The organism is Miniimonas arenae (genome assembly GCF_006351005.1).
Lineage (GTDB): Bacteria > Actinomycetota > Actinomycetes > Actinomycetales > Beutenbergiaceae > Miniimonas > Miniimonas arenae.
Window position 1 is genome coordinate 1 of the sequence record NZ_VENP01000025.1, and the last position, 19,688, is coordinate 19,688.

A 19,688-nucleotide genomic window follows, 5' to 3' on the forward strand; every position below is an offset into this window, starting at 1 on the left:
CGCTGGGCGCTGCCCCGTCGGGATCGGCCACGGCCACGGCGTGGGTGGCGATCCGGCGCAGCTGGTCGGGGTCGAACGTGGTGGCGTGGCTGGTGAGGACCTGTTCGAGCTCGGTGACGTCCTCGTGGTCCAGCACGGCGGCGACGCGTTCGAGGGCGCGCAGGACCCCGGTGGTGGCTTCCCGGTCCAGGTGCGGCAGCGCCGACGCAAGGACGGGGCGCTCGGCAGGAACGACCTCCCCGCTGAGAGTGGTGCGAGGGGTCAGGGCGTGGCCGAGGCGGATGCGGCGGCCGGCCTCGGCGCCACTGATCCGCAACCGCATCCGCAGCAGGTCCCGCGCCCGCGCATAGCGGGTACGCGGGCCGGGACCCGGGGCGGAATCGACGCCGCCGGTGTCGCCCGAGCACCCCACGATGTCGGCGCGGTCGCCGGCACGGCAGGAACCGTCACTGGTGTCAGCCGGGTCGGGCACGAGGGCGGGTCCCGGGAGAGTTCCGCCGTGGTCGACGAGGAGGCCCTGCCCGGAGGGGACGTCGGTGGTGGCGTGCTCGAGAGCGGCGGCGAGATGGAGCTGCAGGCGGGTCGGGCGCCGGGTGGTGGCCTCGACGAGCTCGGCGAAGTGGAGGGTTCGTTCGGTCGTGGGGGCGGTGAGGGTCTCGTGCTCGACGATGGTCTCGAGGGTGGCCAGGGCAGCGTCCAGGTCGGCCTGCGCGTGGTGCGCGGGGTCGAGGAGGAGCGGGGCGGCCATGTAGCGAGTCTAGGACACACTTGTGCGATCTACAAGACCTGAACTGCGCAAACATATCCACAAGGAGAGTCTCGGGTCGACTCCGGGAGTGCCTGGGGACAACCCGCGAAGTCCCCCCTGTCGAGCCCCGCGGCGCGCCGCGACCGCCACCTCGCCGCAACCCTCAGCGCGCCGCGACCGCCACCTCGCCGCAACCCTCAGCGCGCCGCGACCGACCTCCCCGCAACCCTCGGCGGACCCGTCAGCCCACCTCGCCGAGTCCCCGGCGAGTGCCGACACCGTCAGCTCCATCGACGGTCGGTCTCGGTGGACATGAGGCGCGGCCACCAGTCGCCGCGCGATCGCCCGCGATGCGGAGCTTCAGCCCCGCGCGCCCTCGTACTCGGTGAGCTGGGCGATCCGGCGCGCGTGCCGCGGGTCCTGCGAGAACGGCTCGGCCACGAACGCGTCGACGAACGACGTCGCCTCCTCGACCGTGTGCATCCGACCACCGATCGCGAGCACGTTGGCGTCGTTGTGCTGGCGCGCCAGCCGCGCGGTGTCGAGGTTCCAGGCCAGGGCCGCCCGCACGCCGCGCACCTTGTTCGCGGCGATCTGCTCGCCGTTGCCGCTCCCGCCGATCACGATGCCCAGGGCGGGCGCGACGGCGGACCCGTCCCCTCCGCCGTCGGCCACCGTAGCCTCGGCGGCCGCGATGCAGAACGCGGGGTAGTCGTCCTGCGGGTCGTAGGTGAGGGCCCCGTGGTTCACGACGTCGTGACCGGCGGCGACGAGGTGCTCCACGAGCGCCTCCTTCAGCTCGAAACCGGCGTGGTCGGAGGCGATGTGGATGCGCATGGGCCCATCGTGGCACGGCCCCCCTCGGGTCGGGAGCCCGCGGGAGTCCGCCTGGCGCGCGCCGACCACCCGCACCCTCAGACCTCGCGCACGCGCACCCTCAGACCTCGAGCACGTACTCCACGGAGCGGTTCGTCGCCACGAACCCCGCGCGCTCGTACAGCCCGAGCGCGCCGGAGGGGTTGGCCGTGTCGACGTCGAGCACCGCCCGGTCCAGCCCCGCGTCGCGCGTGGCCCGCAGGTAGCGCGCGAGCAGCGCCGGCGCGATCCCGCGCCGACGGCCCGCCCGGACCACGCCGAGCACGCCCAGATAGCTGCTCGTGTAGCCCTGGAGCTCCCAGTCCTCGGGGTTGGCGCTGACGAGGGCGAACCCGAGCACGACGTCCGCCTCGTCGACGGCGAGCCACGACAGGTCCTCGCGGAACAGCTCCCCGCCCACGAACGTCGCCCACTCCTGGGGCGTGCGCGGCTGGCTGCCCCAGTGGTCGCGGAAGGCGTCGTTGCGGGCGTCGAGCGCGTCCTGCGCGCGGTCGGCCGAGTACGGGACGAGCCGCACGCCGTCGGGCACGGGCGGCTCGACCACCGCGAGCGCCTCGCCCGACTCCCCCGCCGCACCGACGAGGTCGCGCTCCATGGTCGTGAAGTACCGCTCGGGGACGAACCCGAGCCGCTCGTGCAGCGCCATGCCGCCCCGGTTGCGCTCGTCCGCGCCGCTGCGCACCCACGCGGGCAGCGCCTCCTCGCACGTGGCGATCTGCTGCACGCCGCGCGCCGTCAGCCACGCGAGCAGCACGCGCCCGATGCCGCGCCCGCGCGCCCGCGGGTGCACACCCCCGTTCGCGTACGCCTGCACGCGCGTCTCGCGCCCCGGCATGAGCTCGATCAGTCCCCAGGCGAGCGCCTCGCCGTCGTGCCCGACGGCGAGCACCGAGTCGCGCGTCAGCGTCACGTGGGGCGCGTCCAGCTCGTCCTCGACGTCCTCGCGCGGCGTGGTCCAGTCGGGATGGTCGACGGCGTCCATCGCCTTCTGCAGCGCCGTCACCACATCGACGTCGGTCAGCTCGACCGGGCGCCACGTCGCGACATCGGGGTGCGCGAGAGTCGGCAGCCGCGGCGGGGACACGCGGTCGCACAGCCGCGCGAGACCGGCGCGTGCGCCGGGTGCGCCTGCACCGTCGGCGGCAGACGCAGACGCAGTGGCAGAGGCGGGGGCAGTACCGCGGTCAGCGGCGCGGTCAGTGGCACGGTCAGTGGCATCGCCGTCGTCGACGCGCGGCGTCTCGCTCGTGGTGGCCATGCGCCCAGTGCACCATCGGGGCACCAGATCGGGCCAGCCGATTCTCTCGCCTAGCATCGACATCGTGCCCGCCGAGAACATCGCAGCCGCCTCCCCCGCCACCACCCCGGAGCCCGCCGCCACCGACGCCGCCTACCACGCCCACCTCGTCGCCACCGGCGGCGACCCCACGGTCCGGCCGCAGGACGACCTCTACCGCCACGTCAACGGGCGCTGGCTCGCCGAGGCGGAGATCCCCGCCGACCGCGCCCGCTACGGGGAGTTCCACCGCCTCGCCGAGGAGGCCGAACGGGACGTCCGCGCGATCGTCGAGGCCGCGGACGGCTCCCCCGAGGCCTCGCTGGAGTCCCGCCAGGTCGCCACGCTGTACGCCTCCTTCATGGACACCGCCGCGATCGAGGCCGCGGGCACGCAGCCACTCGAGGAGGACCTCGCGCTGGTGGCGGGTGCCGCCGGCCGCACCGAGCTGGCCCGCGTGATCGGCGCGCTGGCCGCGACCGGCGTGGGCGGTCCGTTCGGGCTCTACGTCGACACCGATGCGGGCGACCCGGACTCCTACGCGCTCCACCTCTACCAGTCCGGACTGGGCCTGCCCGACGAGTCCTACTACCGCGACGAGGCGAACGCCGCGCTGCGCGAGGCCTACCCCGGACACGTCGCCCGCCAGCTCGTCCTGGCGACCGAGGCGGACGAGCCCACGGCGCACGCCCGGGCGACGGCGATCCTCGCCCTGGAGACCCGGCTCGCCGCGGGGCACTGGGACCGCGTGAAGGACCGCGACGCCGTCGCGACCTACAACCCGACGACGCGGGCCGAGCTCGCCGTCGCGCTCGACGGTTTCGACCTCGCCGCGTACGCCGAGGGCCTCGGGCTGACCGACGCGATGCTCGAGCACGTCGTGGTCCGCGAGCCCGACTACCTCCAGGCGTTCGCGCAGGCGTGGCGCGAGGTCGACCTCGAGACGTGGCGCACGTGGCTCGCGTGGCGCGTGGTCCGCTCCCGCGCGCCCTACCTCACGGACGCGATCTCCGCGGAGAACTTCGACTTCTACGGCCGCCGGCTCACCGGCGCCCCGCAGCAGCGCGAGCGGTGGAAGCGCGGCGTCGGGTTCGTCGAGGGCGCCGTCGGCGACGCCGTCGCGCGCCTCTACGTCGCCGAGCACTTCCCGCCCGAGCACAAGGCAAGGATGGACGCGCTCGTCCAGCGGCTGGTCGAGGCCTACCGCGTCTCGATCCAGGACCTGGAGTGGATGACGCCCGCGACACGCGAGAAGGCTCTCGAGAAGCTCGCCGCGTTCACGCCGAAGATCGGCTACCCGGCGCGCTGGAAGGACTACTCCGACCTCGCCGTCGGGCCCGACCTGCTTGCCAACGTGCGCGCCGCGAACCGGCACGAGACGGCGCGCGAGCTCACGAAGCTCGGCGGGCCGGTGGACCGCGACGAGTGGTTCATGACCCCGCAGACGGTCAACGCCTACTACAACCCGGGGATGAACGAGATCGTGTTCCCCGCGGCGATCCTCCAGCCGCCGTTCTTCTCCCCCGACGCCTCCGACGCCGCGAACTTCGGCGGCATCGGCGCCGTGATCGGGCACGAGATCGGCCACGGCTTCGACGATCACGGCAGCGAGTACGACGGCGCAGGTCGCCTCGTGAACTGGTGGTCACCCGAGGACAAGGTGGAGTTCGAGCGACGCACCCGGGCGCTGGTGGACCAGTACGACGCCGTGCGCCCGACGCAGCTCGTCGAGGGACCGCACGTGAACGGGCAGCTCACGCTCGGGGAGAACATCGGCGACCTCGGCGGGCTCGGGATCGCGATCACCGCGTACCGGCTGGCGCGCGCGGACCGGGCGGCCTCGCCCGAGGGCACGACGGACGACGACGAGGCGGCCGGCCTGCGCGAGCTGTTCGAGGCGTGGGGCCTGATCTGGCGGTGCAAGGGACGCGACGCCGAGGTGCTGCGGCTCCTCACGGTCGACCCGCACTCGCCGGAGGAGTTCCGCTGCAACGGCGTGGTCCGCAACCTCGACGAGTTCCACGAGGTCTACGGCGTCCAGCCCGGCGACGCGCTGTGGCTCGAGCCGAGCGAGCGCGTCCGCATCTGGTAGCCGGCGGGGTCTCCGGGCCCGCGCGCCCGCGGGAAATCCCTGGCCCGCGCGCGCGCCGCGGTGCTGGGATGTCGGCCATGACCCTCACCGAGGTACCCGCCGCCGAGCAGGAGCAGCGCCCCGACGCGAGCAGCGCCGCATCCGTGCCCGCATCCGCACCCACCGCGAGCGTCCTCGTGCAGCCGGGAGCGCCCGGCTACACCACGGTCGAGCTCGACCCGACCGACGACGCCGACAAGGCGGCGATGATCGACGTCGACGAGTGGGCCTTCTCGTTCGTCTACCCCACCGAGGCGCTCGAGAACACACACTTCGTGCCCGAGAAGGGCCGCACCGTCGGGGTGCGGCACGAGCGCGACGGTCTCGTCGCCGTCCACGCCTCCTACGAGGCGGATCTGCGGGTCCCGGGCGGCGCGGTGCCGGCCGCCGGCCTCACCTGGGTCGGCGTGCACCCGGGCCACCGCCGGCGCGGACTCGCGACGGCGATGCTCACCACCCACCTGCAGCGCACCGCCGAGCGGGGCGAGCCGGTCTCGGCGCTGTTCGCCGCCGAGCCCGAGATCTACGGCCGGTACGGCTACGGCCTCGCGGCGCGCTCGGTCGACGTGCAGCTGGGCCGCGGCGTCGCGCTGCGTGACGTCCCCGGGACCGAAGGGCTGACGTGCTCGCTCGAGCGTGCGTCCGAGGACCGTCACCTCGCCCTGGTCGCCGACCTGCTCGACCGGGCCGCCCGGCCCGGAGAGCTGTTCCCTCGCCGCGACGCGCACCTGCGCAACTACTTCGCCGAGGTCCCGGACTGGCGCGAGGGCGCCGAGCTGCGCCGGATCGCCGTCGTGCGCGACGCCGACGGCGACCCGCGCGCCTTCTGCCTGTTCCGCCGCAAGGAGTCCTGGGGCCCGACCGGCCCCGAGGGGACCGTGCGCGCGGGCCTGTGGGCCGCCGTCGACGGCGCCGCGAACCGCGCGCTCTGGGGCACGCTCACCGACCTCGACCTCATGGGCACGGTGCGCCTGGGCGGGCTCGCCGTCGACGCTCCCCTGCTGGGACAGCTGGTCAACCTGCGCTCGGCGAAGCTCCGCACGGCCGACAACGTCTGGGTGCGGATCGTGGACCTCCCGGCCGCGCTGTCGGCCCGCGCCTACGCCGCACCGGTCGACGTCGTCCTCGAGGTCACCGACACCGTGCTGCCCGCGAACGCCGGACGGTGGCGGGTCGAGGGCGGGCCGAGCGGCGCGCGGGTGACGCGACTGGCCGACGGTGACCCCACGCCGTCGGGCCTCGCGCTCGACGTCGCGGAGCTGGGCGCCGCCTACCTCGGCGGCATCGGGCTCGCGTCGCTCGTGGCAGCGGGGCTCGTGCGCGAGGTCACGCCGGGTGCGGGCGCCGCCGCCGCGGCGGCGTTCGGCTGGCCGCTCGCGCCGGTCTGCATGGCCGACTTCTGACGCCCTCTCAGGCGAGGCGGCCTGGCCCGTAGCTCGTGAAGCTGGCGCGCGCGAGCGTGAAGCCCGTGCCGTCGGCGAGCGAGCTGCACTCCAGCCCGGAGTCGCTCGAGGTGCACATCCAGGGACCGACCACGGTGGTCTGGCCGTACTCCAGGACGGCCACGCCGTCCGCGCCCGGTCCCGGTGCGGCGTCGGGGCACGGCATCGCGACGCCGTCGCTCGTCATGACGACGAGCTGACCGCGCCACTCGCACGCGTCGCCCGCGGGCGGCGTGAACGTGGCCTCGGCGATCCAGCAGTCGGCCTGCTCGTCCGTGAGCGCGCACGAGATGTTGCGGCTCGGCAGCGTGAAGTCGGCGAGGGCGAGCGCGCCCTCGGGCGGGGTGAACTCCTGGGTGCCGCTCGCCGTCGCGTCGGCGGACGGAGCCGGGGAGGCGTCCGTCCCGTCCGTCGCGCCGGCAGCGGGCGTCGACGAGCTGGTCGCGGTCGCCGTGGCGTCCGCGTCGTCGCTGCCGCCCGGCCCCTGGCTGACCAGGAGGACGAGGAGGGTGGCGAACAGGACGACGTCGAGCACGGCGAACCCGATGAGCCACCGCTTCATGGTCGCGCTCACGGCCGGCTCCTCAGTCGAACACCGGGCCGGACGTGCGGGTGCGCTTGAGCTCGTACAGGCCGTCCACCGAGGTGAGCAGGACGAGACCGTCGAACAGGCGCAGCGCCGCCTCACCCTTGGGCGCCGGGGTGACCACGGGACCGAAGTAGGCCGTGCCGTTGATCGAGACGACCGGCGTGCCGACGTCCTCGCCGACCAGCGAGATGCCCTCGCCGTGCGAGGCGCGCAGGCTCTCGTCGAGCTCGTCGGAGTCGGCGAACCGGGCGAGGTCCGCGGGAAGGCCGACGTCCTCGAGCGCGCCGGCGATGGCGGGCTCGAACTCCTCGCCACCGGGGTGGATGCGCGTGCCGATCGCGGTGTAGAACTCCCCGACCGCAGCGTCACCGTGCTGCTCGCGGACGGCGTTCGCGACGCGCGCGGGACCCCAGGCGCGGTCCATCAGCGCGCGGTAGTTCTCGGGCAGGTCGCGGCCCTCGTTGAGGACGGCGAGCGACATCACGTGCCACGTCAGGTCGACGTCGCGCTGCCGGGCGACCTCGACCATCCACCGGGACGTCATCCACGCCCAGGGGCAGATCGGGTCGAACCAGAAGTCGACGCGCGGCCGGGTGAGCAGCTCCTGCTCGGTCGGCGTCAGCTCGGGGGTGGCACTCGCGTCGGCGGCCGCGCCGGCGGTGGTCTCTGCGGTCATCGGGAACCTCCTCGGCGCCCACCTTGTCACGGATCGCCGCGACGGCGCACGCCGGGCGCGGGGCAAGGCGGTGCTCCCAGCGATGCTCGCGGCGGTGCGAGCGGGCGGGGACGCGCCGTCAGGCTCCCGGGTCGGTCATCCGGCCCTCGGGGTCCAGGCGGGTGAGGATCTGCGCCGCGATCTCGCCGAGCGCGGCCACCTGGGCCGGGCTGAGCGCGTCCAGCACGGCCTCGCGCGCGGTGCGCACGTGGCCGGGAGCGGCACCCACGACGGCGGCCCATCCGTCGTCCGTGAGGATCACGTTCGTGGCACGTCCGTCGGTCGGACACGCGGCACGCTCGACGAGGCCGCGCTCGGCGAGGCGGGTCACCACGTGGGACAGACGCGGCAGAGTCGCGTTCGTCCGCTCCGCGAGGGCCGTCATCCGCAGGGTGCGCTCGGGCGCCTCGGAGAGCATCGCGAGCGTCTGGTACTCGAAGTGGGAGAACCCGGAGTCCTTGCGCAGCTGGGTGTCCAGCACACCGGGGAGGAGCTCGACGACGGCGAGCAGGCGCAGCCAGGCGGCGCGCTCCACGGGCGAGAGCCAGCGCGGCTCCTCGTCGCGGCGCGCCGGCCCGGCCGGGGCGGCTGTGCCGGCCGGGGCTGCTACGGCTGACGGGTCTGCTGCGGGCGGGGCGACGACGGCGTCGGCGAGGTCGGTCATGGTGCCCTCCTTTAGTTGACACAACAACTATAGCGCACTAATTTGGTTGCCAGATCAACTACTTCACCTGGAGACCCGATGCCCGAGATCCTCGCCGACGCGACCCACATGGACACGCTCACCCTGCACGTCGAGGACCTGGCGGGGATGGAGTCCTACTACACCAGCGCCCTCGCGCTCACTCCGATCGAGCAGGGCGGCGGCTCCGTGCTGCTCGGGCGCCGCGGCACGGGAGTGATCCGGCTCGTGCACACCCCGGGCCTGCCGCGGCCGGCGCGCAACCAGGCCGGCCTGTTCCACACCGCGATGCTGCTGCCGGACGAGGCGACGCTCGCGGCGACCGTGCTCGCCGCCGCGAAGGACCCGCGCTCCCGATTCGCGGGCAGCTCGGACCACCACGTGTCCGAGGCGTTCTACTTCACCGACCCCGAGGGCAACGGCATCGAGCTGTACCGGGACCGGCCGCGGTCGGGCTGGACCGACGCCGACGGCACGATCGTCATGACCACCGTGCACCTGGACCCGCAGGCCTACCTCGACGCCCACCTGCGCGAGGACGTGGTGGCGGACCTCGCGGACCGCGGCGGCGCCGTCGGGCACGTGCACCTGCAGGTCGGCGACCTCGCGACGGCGCGCACGTTCTACGCCGACCACCTCGGCTTCACCCCGACCGTGAGCGACTACCCCGGGGCGCTGTTCGTCAGCGCGGGCGGCTACCACCACCACATCGGCATGAACGTGTGGAACTCCGCGGGCGCTCCGGCGCGCGCGGCGACCCTCGGGCTCGGCGAGGTGACGGTCACGGTGCCCTCGCGCGACGACGTCGAGGCGGCCGCGGCCCGGCTGCGCCACCACGGACACGCCGTCGCCGACGACGGTCGGGCGATCACCGTGGCCGACCCGTGGGGGTCGGTGGTCCGGCTCGCTCCCGCCGCCTGAGCAGGCTCGAGCGCTGGCAGGATGACGCGGTGTCCTCCTTGCCACCGCCCCCGGTGCCCTCGTTCGGCTCGAGCCCGACCGGCGACCACCTGACGATCAGCCGCGCGCTCGCGGCCGAGGAGATCACGGCCGGGGCGCGCGCCCTGCGCCGGACCGCCCTGTTCCCCACGCTGTGGATCGGCATGGGCGTCGCCGTCGTGGTCCTCGTGCTGTTCACCGGTGCGATCAGCGACTGGTCGGTGCCCGGGATGGTGGGCGTGGGCGTCGTCGTGCTCGTGGTGCTCGGGATCGGGATCGGGATCGGTCTCCCGCTCGGCAACGCGCTGGCGGCCTCGCGCGCGCGGCACGAGCTCGGGCCGACCGGGACGCTCACGGTGACCTGGGACGCGACCGGGATGCATGTCGCCGGCGCCAATCTCTCGCGCACCGCGGCCTACGGCGACGTGCGTCGGGTGCGCCGACGCGGCGGCACCGTGGTGCTCCGCCTGCGGATCAGCTCCCTCGTCGCGCCGTACGTCGTGGCGCTCCCGGCGGACTTCGTGCCCCCGGTCGCGCTCGAGCGGATCGCTGCCGCCGGTGCCCGGATCGGGTGAGGTCTGGCGGCGCGGCTAGGTTGATCCGGTGAGGATCGACGACGCGGCCACGCTCCGCGCACCGGGCGAGGACCCCGAGGACACCAGGACCCCGCTGCTGCTCGTGCTGCACGGGTACGGCGCCAACGAGCACGACCTCCTCCCCCTCCTGCCGCACCTCGCCCACCCCGGCGAGACCGCCGTGCTGCGCGCGCCCCTCGCGCTCGGGCCGAACCAGTGGGCGTGGTTCCCGCTCACGTTCGCCGGCCCCCTGCTCGGGGCCGAGCGCGGGGATCTGGAGGAGGCGGCGCAGGCGGTGCTGGCGTGGCTGGACGAGCACGCCGACGGACGCACCGCCGTCGCGCTCGGCTTCTCCCAGGGCGCGGCCGTCGCGCTCCAGGCGCTGCGCGCCGACCCCGACCGGTTCGCCGGCGTCGTGGCGCTGTCGGGGTTCATCGGCGTCGGGCACCCCGACGACGCCGCGGCCGACGAGCGCCTCGCGGGCGAGGGCGTACCGGTGTTCTTCGGACACGGGACGGCCGACCCGGTCATCCCGGCGGCGGCGACGGCGGCGACCTCGGCGTGGCTCGCGACGCACGCCTCGCTCACCGAGCGCACCTACGCGGGGCTCCCGCACGCCGTCGGCGGCGAGGAGATCGCGGACGTGCGCGCCTTCCTGCGCACGCTGCTCTGACTGCGCGCTAGCCTCCACTCGTCATCGACGACGGAGGCTGGGATGCGCGCACGCGGCGGGCGAGTGGTGGTGGCCGCCCTCACGGCCTTCGGGCTGGGGCTGCTGGGAGCGTCCGCGACCGCCGCGGGTGAGGACTCCCCCGGTCCGAGCGGTCCCGACGTCTCCGCGGAGGCGAGCGACGCTCCCTCGGCGGACGCCCCCGCGACGGACCCCGCGAGCGGTGACGCGGACGAGGCGACGGATCCGGGCGAGCCGGAGCTCGCCGTCGTGACGCTCACGAACGGGCTCCAGGTCGCCGACGCCCCCGGCCCGCTCGTGGCCACCGGGTCGACCGTGACGTGGACCTACCTCGTGGCCAACACGGGGACCGTTGACCTCGTGCTCGACTCCGTGCAGGACGCCTGGACCGCGGGCGACGGCGCCAACGGCATCCGGGACGTGCCGCTGCCCGACCCGCCGGAGGGGTCCGACCTGCTCGTGCTCGAGCCGGGCGACGAGGTCGTCCTCGAGGCCACCGGCACGGCCCTCGCGGGCCAGTTCGAGAACACCGTCACGGCGAGCTCGACGCCGATCGTGCTGCCGGGCCCGCCGTCGGGCGATCCGGTGACGGCGAGCGACACCTCCTGGTACACGGGCGGCGACACCGGTCTCACCGTGACCGCCCTGGTGGACGGCGCCGCGGTGACCGGACCGCCGGGGCCGGGCTTCGCCGTCGGGGACACGGTCCCGCTGCGCGTGGAGGTGACCAACACGGGCTCGGTCGCGCTGACCGACGTGGCGCTCGACGTCGTGGGCACCGTCCGCGGCGAGACGCCCGTCCGCGCGGAGCAGTCCTGGGACTCCCTCGACCCGGGCCAGACCCAGGCGTACGAGACGAGCGTGACGGTCGTGGCGGGTCAGCTCTCGCTCGTCGCGGGCGCCACGGCGTCGAGTGATCTGGGCCCGGTGGCCGGGGCGGACACGTCGGCGCTGTACGGGGGGACGCCGTCGTTCACCGTGGCGGTGGCCGCGAACGGCGTGAGCGCCGGCGCGGCGCCCGGACCCCTGGTGGCGAGCGGGGCGCCTGTCTCGGCGGACGTCACGGTGACGAACACCGGGGACACCTTCCTCGCCACGATCGCGCCGACGATCACGCTCGCCGCGACCGGCGGCGGATCGGAGCCGGTCCAGGCGTCCGGGTCCGACGACCGTCCGCTGGCCCCCGGCGCCACCCGGACGTTCACGGCCGACGTGACGGCGGGCGCCGGGCAGTGGTCGCTGCAGGCCGACGTGACCGCGGTGGCCGTGACCGGCGACGGCACCGGGCTCGAGCAGCAGCCGGGCGCCGTCTCCGCGACGACATGGTTCCAGGCGGGCGATGCGGGACTCACGGTGGTCAAGCAGGTCAACGGGAGCACCACCGACTCCGCGCCGGGCCTCGCGGTGGCCGCGGGCGACGACCTGACGTGGACCTACACCGTCCGCAACACCGGAACGCTGCCGCTGACGGGGCTCACGGTGACCGACCGCGAGACCACGAGCGCGACCGACGGCCCCGTGGTGTTCTCGGGCGAGATCGAGTCGCTGGCGCCTGGCGCCGAGACCGCGCTGACGGCCACCGGACGGGCGCGGGCGGGCGACTACCGCAACACCGTCACGGTGACCGGCCAGTCGAGCGCCGGAGAGATCTCGGCGGCCGACGACGCGTACTACGTCGGCGGAACCGGCGCGCTGACGGTGACGAAGCAGGTCGCCGCCGCGGACGACCTCGGTCAGGCGACCGGCGACTTCGCCGACTCGGCCGAGGTGCCGCAGGGCGAGAACGTGGTGTGGCAGGTGGTGGTGACGAACAACGGCGACGCGGCGCTCACCGATCTCGTCGCGGTCGACGCGGGCATCGGGCGCACGGCACGCGAGGAGTCGCTCGCGCCGGGTGGCTCGATCACGGTGCTGCTGGCCGGGACCGCGGACGCGGACCTCGAGAACGAGGTGCTCGTGTCCGCGGTGACGACGGCGGGCGAGGTGGTCGAGGGGTCGGCGACGGCGACCCTCACGGTCGTCGCGGCGGAGGAGGTGACCGACGAGGGGTCGGCCACCGCGGAGGCTGCTCCGGTGGCCGACGACGGCGGCGGCTCGAGCGCGGCGCTGTGGTGGACGCTCGGCACGCTCGCGGCCGCGGGGCTGGTGGCTGCGCTGATCGTGGGGCTGCGCCGCCGACAGGCTGCGCTCGCGGGCGCTGGGGCTGGCGCCGGCGAGCCGGGCGCCGGCGAGGGCACGGACGGCCCTCCCACCCCGTCCGCGAGGTGAAGTCCGTCCTTTCGCGAGAGGAAGTCCGTCCTTTCGCGAGAGGAAGTCCGTCCTTTCGCGAGAGGAAGTCCGTCCTTTCGCGGGGTGATGTCTGCGGTCCGCTCGACAGCTCGATCCTCCCAGCGAGGACCAAGATCCTCTCGCGAAAGGACGAAAAACCTCTCGCGAAAGGACCAAGCTCCTCTCGCGGGGGTGGGCGCTGATGATGTCCGTGCCCGGTGCGAGGATGGTTCCCGGCCCAGCGACGCCGTGACCCGGCGCCGCACCCACGTCGAAGGAGAGTCCGTGCCCGGGGAGAACCTCACCCGCTCCGAGGCGGCCACGCGCGCCGCCGTCCTGACCACTGAGAGCTACGCCGTCGCGCTCGACCTCGCGCAGGACGACAAGACCTTCCGGTCCGTCTCCACCGTGACGTTCGGCGCGACGCCCGGCGCGAGCACGTTCATCGACCTCATCGCACCCCAGGTGCACGCGGTCACGCTGAACGGACGCGAGCTCGACGTCGCCGACGTGTTCGCCGACTCGCGGATCCGGCTGGACGACCTGGCCGAGCACAACGTGCTCGTCGTGGACGCGGCGTGCGAGTACATGCACACCGGCGAGGGTCTGCACCGGTTCGTGGACCCCGTCGACGGCGAGGTCTATCTCTACAGCCAGTTCGAGGTCGCCGACACCCGCCGCGTGTTCGCGGTCTTCGAGCAGCCCGACCTCAAGGCCACGTTCCAGTTCACGATCACCGCGCCGGCGCACTGGACCGTCGTGTCCAACTCCCCCACGCCCGAGCCCGTCCCGGCAAGCGCCGACGCGACCGACACGGAAACCGCCGACGCCACCGACGCGCGCGGCGCCGTCGCCACCTGGACGTTCGAGCCCACCGACGTGCTGCCCTGCTACGTCACGGCGGTCATCGCCGGTCCGTACCGCGGCGGTGAGGGCACGATCGCGAGCTCCGACGGCCGCGCCGTCCCCGCGCGCGTCCTGTGCCGCGCCAGCCTGGCGCAGCACCTCGACGTCGAGGAGATCCTCGACATCACCCAGCGCGGCTTCGCCTTCTACGAGGCCGCGTTCGAGCTGCCCTACCCGTTCGCGAAGTACGACCAGGTGTTCGTCCCGGAGTTCAACGCGGGCGCGATGGAGAACGCCGGCGCCGTGACCTTCCTCGAGCGCTACGTGTTCCGCAGCAAGGTGCCCGAGGCCACGATCGAGCGGCGCGCCGTGACGATCCTGCACGAGCTCGCGCACATGTGGTTTGGCGACCTCGTCACGATGCGCTGGTGGAACGACCTGTGGCTCAACGAGTCGTTCGCGGAGTACGCCTCCACGCTCGCCGCTGCCGAGGCCACACGCTGGAGCAACGCCTGGACCACGTTCAACTCGCTGGAGAAGTCCTGGGCCTACCGCCAGGACCAGCTCCCCTCGACCCACCCGATCGTCGCCGAGATCCGCGACCTCGAGGACGTCGAGGTCAACTTCGACGGCATCACCTATGCCAAGGGCGCGTCGGTGCTGCGCCAGCTCGTTGCATGGGTGGGCACCGAGCACTTCCTCGCGGGGGTCGCCGCCTACTTCCGCAAGCACGCGCACGGCAACACCGAGCTGGGCGACCTGCTCGCCGAGCTCGAGGCGACGTCGGGGCGCGACCTGTCGGGCTGGTCCGGGGTGTGGCTCGAGCAGGCGGGCGTCACCACGCTCTCCCCCGAGATCGAGACCGACGGCGAGACCATCGCGCGGCTGGCCATCAGGCAGACCGCACCGGAGCAGTGGCCCACGCTGCGCCCGCACCGCGTCGGGGTGGGCTTCTACGACCTCGTCGACGGTGCGCTCGAGCGCACCGAGTACCTCGAGTACGACATCGACGGCGCGCTCACCGAGCTCCCGCTGCCGCGTCCGCTCACCCGCCCGGACCTCCTTCTCGTGAACGACGGCGACCTCGCCTACGCGAAGATCCGGCTCGACGAGCGGTCGCTCGCCACCGCGCTCGGCTCGCTCCGGCTGTTCCCCGACTCCCTGCCGCGTGCGCTCGTGTGGAGCGCGGCCTGGGACATGACGCGCGACGGCGAGTGGCCGGCTGGTGCGTTCGTCGACCTCGTCCTGGCGAACGTCACCGCCGAGACCGACTCCACCGTGGTGATGGTGCTCCTGCGTCAGCTGCACCAGGCGATCAGCCAGCTCGTCGACCCCGCAGCCCGCGATCAGGTCGCGGCCGACGCGGCCGAGCGGCTCTGGATCCTCGTCACCGAGGCCGCGCCCGGCTCGGACATCCAGCTGCAGCTGCTGAAGTCCTACGCGCTGCGGGCCCGTACGTCGGAGCAGCTCGCGCGGCTCGCCGACCTGCGGGACGGCACGACGACGCTGGCCGGCCTCACGCTCGACGTCGACCTGCGGTGGGAGCTGCTGATCGCGCTCGCGACCGGCGGCGCCGTCGGCGAGTCGGAGCTCGACGCCGAGCTCGCCGCGGACAACACGGCCACCGGCGCCGAGGCGGTCGCCGCCGCGCGCGCCGCGCTCCCGACGGCGGAGGCGAAGGAGCTCGTGTGGCAGCAGGTCGTCGACACCGACGCCCTGCCGAACGCGCAGCAGCTCGCGGCGATCGGAGGCTTCGGTCGCAGCCACGACCCGGCGCTGCTCGTGCCGTTCGTGGAGCGCTACTTCGCCGCACTCGAGACGGTCTGGGCGGACAAGACGGGCGAGATGGCGCAGAACGTCGTCGTCGGGCTCTACCCCGCCGTGCTCGCCGACCTCGACGCCCCGTACGGCGTGGACGTCCTGGCCCTCACCGACGCGTTCCTCGCCTCGCTCGGCGAGCGCACGCCGGCGCTGCGCCGGCTCGTGGTCGAGGCCGCCGACGGCGTGCGCCGCCAGCTCCGCGCCCAGGCGGCGGACCGCGCCGCGGGTGCCGCGGGCGCCGCGGGCGCCGCGGGCGCCGTCGGCTGAGCCCCGGCTGAGCCGACACACCGAAGGGGCCGCCTCCGTCCGACCGGAGGCGGCCCCTTCGTCGTCGGTGCGGTCAGTGCGCCGGCCGCGCCGGGCGGGTGGCGCGCGCTCTCCGCGTGGCGCGCACCGGGAGGGCGGCGCGCACCGGGCGAGCTGCGCACATCGGGCAGGGCGACGCACCGCGAGACGACGAGCGACCCGCCCCTTCGGGCGTCAGCGCTTCGCGCGGAACAGCGGGTCCCCCGCCGCGACGACGTGTCCGAGCGGGACGAGCGGGGTGACGTCGAGCTCGGACAGCTCGAACACCGCGACGGGCGTGACCAGCGGCAGCCCGGCTGCGGCGGCCACGCCGACGTCCCACCGCGTGAGCAGCTGACCGGCCTCGACGGTGGTCCCACCGACCGCGAGCAGCTCCGATCCTCGGCCGTGCAGCGTCACGGTGTCCACGCCGAGGTGCACGAGCACCCCGAACGACCCCGCCTCGACCACGAGGGCGTGCGGCTTCGCCGAGGCGAGCAGCCCCGCGCAGGGTGCGACGACGTCGAGGACCCCGGCCTCGCCGTCGGGCACGATCGCGAGACCGGGCCCGGTGGTGCCCGAGGCGAAGACCTCGTCCGGCACGTCGGCGAGTGCGACCACGCGCCCGGCGACCGGAGCGACGACGTCGAGCGTCACGCGAGCCCCCGCTCCTGCGACCAGCGGTGCAGCGCGGTGTCGACGGCGGCCGTGAGCGACTGGAACCGGACGACGTCGTCGAGCTCGTCCACGAGCACGGCGTGACCGGAGGAGTCGGCGAGCGGGATCTGCCAGTTGGGGTACTCGCGGAACGTGCCCGGCTGGTTCTGTGCGCGACGCTCGCCCACCGCGTCGACGAGCGCGACGCCGATGAGCAACGAGTCGGAGGCGACGAGGTGCACGTGCAACGCCTCGACGATCTCCCGCTCCGAGGGGTACTCCCCGATGAGCCCGCGCTCGCGCAGGATCCCGAGCATCTGGTCGCGCTCTCGCTCCGCCTCGGCGCGCACGTGCTCCACCGGCTCGGTGAGCAGGCCGAGCCGCGCGCGCAGGTCGACGTGCTCGCCCGCGAGGTAGCCGGCGGTCGGCGGCAGGTCGTGCGTGTTGACGGTGGCGAGCAGCAGCCGGCGGTAGTGCTCCGGCGGCGCCGGGTGACCGTCCTCGTACTCGAACCACAGCACCGAGGTACCGAGGATCCCGCGGGAGGACAGGTACTCGCGCACCCACGGCTCCACGTTGCCGAGGTCCTCGCCGATGATGACGGCGCCCGCGCGGTGCGCCTCGAGCGCGAGCACGCCGATCATCGCCTCGTGGTCGTAGCGCACGTACGCGCCGTTGCCCGCGCCCTGGCCGGCCGGGATCCACCACAGCCGGAAGAACCCGATGATGTGGTCGATCCGCAGCGCGCCCGCGTGCCGCAGCAGCGAGCGGATCATGTCGCGCAGGGGTGCGTACGCCTCCCGCGCGAGGGCGTCGGGCCGCCACGGCGGCTGCGACCAGTCCTGCCCTTGCTGGTTGTACATGTCCGGGGGCGCGCCGACGGTGATGCCGGTGGCGTACATCCGGCGCAGCGACCACGCGTCCGAGCCCTCCGGGTGCACCCCGACCGCGAGGTCGTGCATGACCCCGACGCTCATGCCCGCCTCGTGCGCGCTGGCCTGCGCGGCGGCGAGCTGCTCGTCCGCGATCCACTGCAGCCACTCGTAGAACTCGACCCGCTCCGCGAGCTCGGTGCGCAGCCGGGCGACGAGCGGCGAGGTGACGTCGTGCGCCTCCTCCGGCTCGACCGTGCCCTCGAAGTGCTCCTGCAGCGCGCACCACAGCGCGAAGTCGGCGAGGGGCCGGCCCTCCCGAGCCACGTACGCCTCGAACGCGCGTTGGCGCCCGGCCGAGCGCGGCGCCGCGAACACGACCTCGAGCGCGGCCTTCTTGGCGCTCCAGGCGGCGTCGCGGTCGATGCGCGCGGGATCGGTGTTGGACGCGCGGACGGAGTCGTGCGCCCACTCCACCAGCGCGCGCTGGCTGCTGGGCAGGTACGCGGCCTCCCGGATGTCCTCGGGACGCAGGTAGAGCGGGTTCACGAACCGCCGCGACGTGGGCAGGTACGGGGAGGGCTCGATCGGGCCGGCCACCTCGGCGGCGTGGATCGGGTTGACCAGGACGAAGTCACCGCCCCGCTCGCCCACGAGGCGCGCGATGTCGGCGAGGTCGGCGAAGTCGCCGATCCCCCAGGAGGCGCGGGAGCGCACCGAGTACAGCTGGGCCATGAGCCCCCAGCCCCGGCCGCCGAGGCCGGGGCGCAGGGTGGGCTCGGGCAGGCGCTGGGGCGTGATCGCCACGACGCAGGTCGCCTCGCGCACCGCCTCACCGCCCGCGTCGCCGCCCGTCTCTCCGCCCCTGAGGCGGTGCTCGACGGCGTGCACCGCGTGCCAGCCGAGCGGCAGGTCCGCGGGGAGCGGGGCACGCAGCCCCCACACGGTCCCGGTGTCGAGGTCACGTCGCTCCGGCTCCTGGTCGGGCAGCTCGAGCGTGCGCTCGGTGCCGTCCTCCAGCCGCAGCGTGAGGGTGACGTCGTGCCCGTCGCGCACCCGCACGTCGACGGCGTGCTCGGCGCCCTCGCGCAGCACGAGCGAGGGGGGCACGAGCTCACGCCACGGCTGCGCGTCGCGCTCGGCCAGGGCGGTGTGCACCTGCTCCTCGGTGAAGGTCGCCACTCCCATGGCCTCGAGCACGGCTCGCAGGGTGGCCGCGGGCACGTGCACGCGATCGCCGAAGAACGACCAGTACTCGGTGGAGATGCCGTACCGCTCTGCGAGGTCGCGCAGCTGCTCCGACGGAGCTGCCCGATCGGCGTCGTTTGTCATCCATTTGCCCTTTCTCTCGCGCTGATCCTGCCAGATCGAGCGCCACCTACCCTGTAGTTGTGGCAGAGGATCAGATCAACGACGCGTGGGCCTGGCTCACGGGCGCCCCCCTGAGGGCGCTCATCATCGCCCTGTTCGGCCTGCTGACGGTCATCGTGCTGCGCTGGATGCTCACGCGCGTGATGAACCGGCTGCAGCGGGCGCCGTTGCCCACCGTGGACACGACCGGCCGGGTCACCCTGACGCTGGGGGACGTGCCCGCCGATCACGCGCGGATCCGCCGGCTGCGCACGCTGCACCAGCTGCTCGCCTCGACGATCGGGGTGGTCGTCGGGGTCGTCACGCTCATCATGATCCTCGGCACCTTCGGCGTGAACATCGCGCCGCTCATCGCGTCCGCCGGGGTGGTCGGCATCGCGGTCGCGTTCGGCGCTCAGTCTCTCGTCTCCGACGTCGTCACAGGCCTGTTCATGCTGGTGGAGAACCAGTACAACGTCGGTGACCGCGTCGAGCTCGGCGCGCTCGGAAACATCCTCGCCGCGGGCACGATCGAGGAGGTCGGCCTGCGCGTCACGACGCTGCGCGACGACGACGGCCGGCTCTGGTACGTCCGCAACGGCCAGATCCTGCGGGTGGCGAACGAGTCGCAGGGCTGGTCGCTCGCCGTCGTGGAGGTCGCCCTCGCCCCCGACACGGACCTCAGCACGGTGCGCGAGGACGTGCAGGCCTTCGTCGGGCAGCAGCTGACCGACCCGGCACTCGCCGCCGTGGCCCTGACGGACCGCGACCCGGTGGTTCGGGTGTCGGACATCTCCGGCGGCGCGGCGGTGCTCCAGGTGCGGGTGCACGCGCAGCCCGGGCAGAACCAGCAGCTCGCCTCGATCCTGCGGCGGCGGCTCTACGCGGAGTTCACCCGCACCGGGATCAAGCTGGCGTGAGGGGC

At 74.1% G+C, this 19,688-nt stretch carries 16 protein-coding genes; 8 read left to right on the forward strand and 8 right to left on the reverse strand.

The window, feature by feature from the left end; genetic code table 11:
- From FH969_RS07985 to FH969_RS07995, 3 genes are all read right to left on the reverse strand, one after another.
- Positions 1-748: DUF222 domain-containing protein (locus FH969_RS07985; protein ID WP_139986845.1), on the reverse strand; the 748-nt coding region annotated here is incomplete at its 3' end.
- A gap of 360 nt (positions 749-1,108) precedes the next feature.
- Positions 1,109-1,585, reverse strand: coding sequence for a ribose-5-phosphate isomerase (locus tag FH969_RS07990; RefSeq protein ID WP_108719556.1), 477 nt, complete (start codon positions 1,583-1,585; stop codon positions 1,109-1,111).
- 100 nt (positions 1,586-1,685) lie between these two features.
- Positions 1,686-2,708, reverse strand: coding sequence for a GNAT family N-acetyltransferase (locus FH969_RS07995; protein WP_159096578.1), 1,023 nt, complete (start codon positions 2,706-2,708; stop codon positions 1,686-1,688).
- A 238-nt stretch (positions 2,709-2,946) separates the two neighbouring features.
- Between FH969_RS07995 and FH969_RS08000 the strand changes: the two genes are divergently transcribed.
- Together FH969_RS08000 and FH969_RS08005 are read left to right on the forward strand one after the other, a co-directional pair.
- Positions 2,947-4,992: a M13 family metallopeptidase gene (locus FH969_RS08000; RefSeq protein ID WP_246071777.1), complete on the forward strand. Its 2,046-nt coding sequence runs from the start codon at positions 2,947-2,949 to the stop codon at positions 4,990-4,992.
- A 77-nt stretch (positions 4,993-5,069) separates the two neighbouring features.
- The gene (locus FH969_RS08005) at positions 5,070-6,434 is read left to right on the forward strand and encodes a GNAT family N-acetyltransferase (protein ID WP_108720249.1); all 1,365 of its coding nucleotides are present in this window, start codon (positions 5,070-5,072) and stop codon (positions 6,432-6,434) included.
- Between the two features lie 7 nt (positions 6,435-6,441).
- Here FH969_RS08005 and FH969_RS08010 read toward each other — a convergent pair whose 3' ends face one another.
- The 3 genes from FH969_RS08010 to FH969_RS08020 form a co-directional block, all read right to left on the reverse strand.
- The gene (locus tag FH969_RS08010; protein WP_108719553.1) at positions 6,442-7,047 is read right to left on the reverse strand and encodes a hypothetical protein; all 606 of its coding nucleotides are present in this window, start codon (positions 7,045-7,047) and stop codon (positions 6,442-6,444) included.
- Positions 7,048-7,057: 10 nt separating this feature from the next.
- Positions 7,058-7,738: a mycothiol-dependent nitroreductase Rv2466c family protein gene (locus FH969_RS08015; protein ID WP_139986849.1), complete on the reverse strand. Its 681-nt coding sequence runs from the start codon at positions 7,736-7,738 to the stop codon at positions 7,058-7,060.
- A 118-nt stretch (positions 7,739-7,856) separates the two neighbouring features.
- Positions 7,857-8,441 (reverse strand): MarR family winged helix-turn-helix transcriptional regulator, encoded by a 585-nt coding sequence (locus FH969_RS08020; RefSeq protein WP_108719551.1) that lies wholly within the window; start codon positions 8,439-8,441, stop codon positions 7,857-7,859.
- A 78-nt stretch (positions 8,442-8,519) separates the two neighbouring features.
- On the opposite strand from FH969_RS08020, the gene FH969_RS08025 reads away from it, so the two are divergent.
- The 5 genes from FH969_RS08025 (at position 8,520) to pepN (ending at position 15,866) form a co-directional block, all read left to right on the forward strand.
- Complete coding sequence (locus FH969_RS08025) at positions 8,520-9,380, forward strand: VOC family protein (RefSeq protein WP_108719550.1); 861 nt, start codon at positions 8,520-8,522, stop codon at positions 9,378-9,380.
- 29 nt (positions 9,381-9,409) lie between these two features.
- Positions 9,410-9,973, forward strand: a complete 564-nt coding sequence (locus FH969_RS08030) for a hypothetical protein (RefSeq protein WP_139986851.1) — start codon at positions 9,410-9,412, stop codon at positions 9,971-9,973.
- A gap of 28 nt (positions 9,974-10,001) precedes the next feature.
- A complete protein-coding gene (locus FH969_RS08035; RefSeq protein ID WP_139986853.1) occupies positions 10,002-10,646 on the forward strand; it encodes an alpha/beta hydrolase in 645 nt (214 codons plus the stop codon).
- Positions 10,647-10,688: 42 nt separating this feature from the next.
- Positions 10,689-12,932 carry a DUF7507 domain-containing protein gene (locus FH969_RS08040; protein ID WP_139986855.1) on the forward strand — a complete coding sequence of 748 codons (2,244 nt, stop codon included), beginning with the start codon at positions 10,689-10,691 and terminating at the stop codon, positions 12,930-12,932.
- A gap of 285 nt (positions 12,933-13,217) precedes the next feature.
- Positions 13,218-15,866, forward strand: coding sequence for an aminopeptidase N (pepN, locus tag FH969_RS08045; RefSeq protein ID WP_139986857.1), 2,649 nt, complete (start codon positions 13,218-13,220; stop codon positions 15,864-15,866).
- Between the two features lie 213 nt (positions 15,867-16,079).
- On the opposite strand, the gene FH969_RS08050 is transcribed toward pepN, so the two are convergent.
- Positions 16,080-16,541 carry a PTS sugar transporter subunit IIA gene (locus tag FH969_RS08050; RefSeq protein ID WP_108719545.1) on the reverse strand — a complete coding sequence of 154 codons (462 nt, stop codon included), beginning with the start codon at positions 16,539-16,541 and terminating at the stop codon, positions 16,080-16,082.
- Positions 16,538-18,745, reverse strand: coding sequence for a 4-alpha-glucanotransferase (gene malQ / locus FH969_RS08055; protein WP_139986858.1), 2,208 nt, complete (start codon positions 18,743-18,745; stop codon positions 16,538-16,540). The genes FH969_RS08050 and malQ overlap by 4 nt, the downstream gene beginning before the upstream one ends.
- A 59-nt stretch (positions 18,746-18,804) precedes the next feature.
- Between malQ and FH969_RS08060 the strand changes: the two genes are divergently transcribed.
- Positions 18,805-19,683 (forward strand): mechanosensitive ion channel family protein, encoded by an 879-nt coding sequence (locus tag FH969_RS08060; protein ID WP_108719543.1) that lies wholly within the window; start codon positions 18,805-18,807, stop codon positions 19,681-19,683.
- Positions 19,684-19,688: the final 5 nt, after the last annotated feature.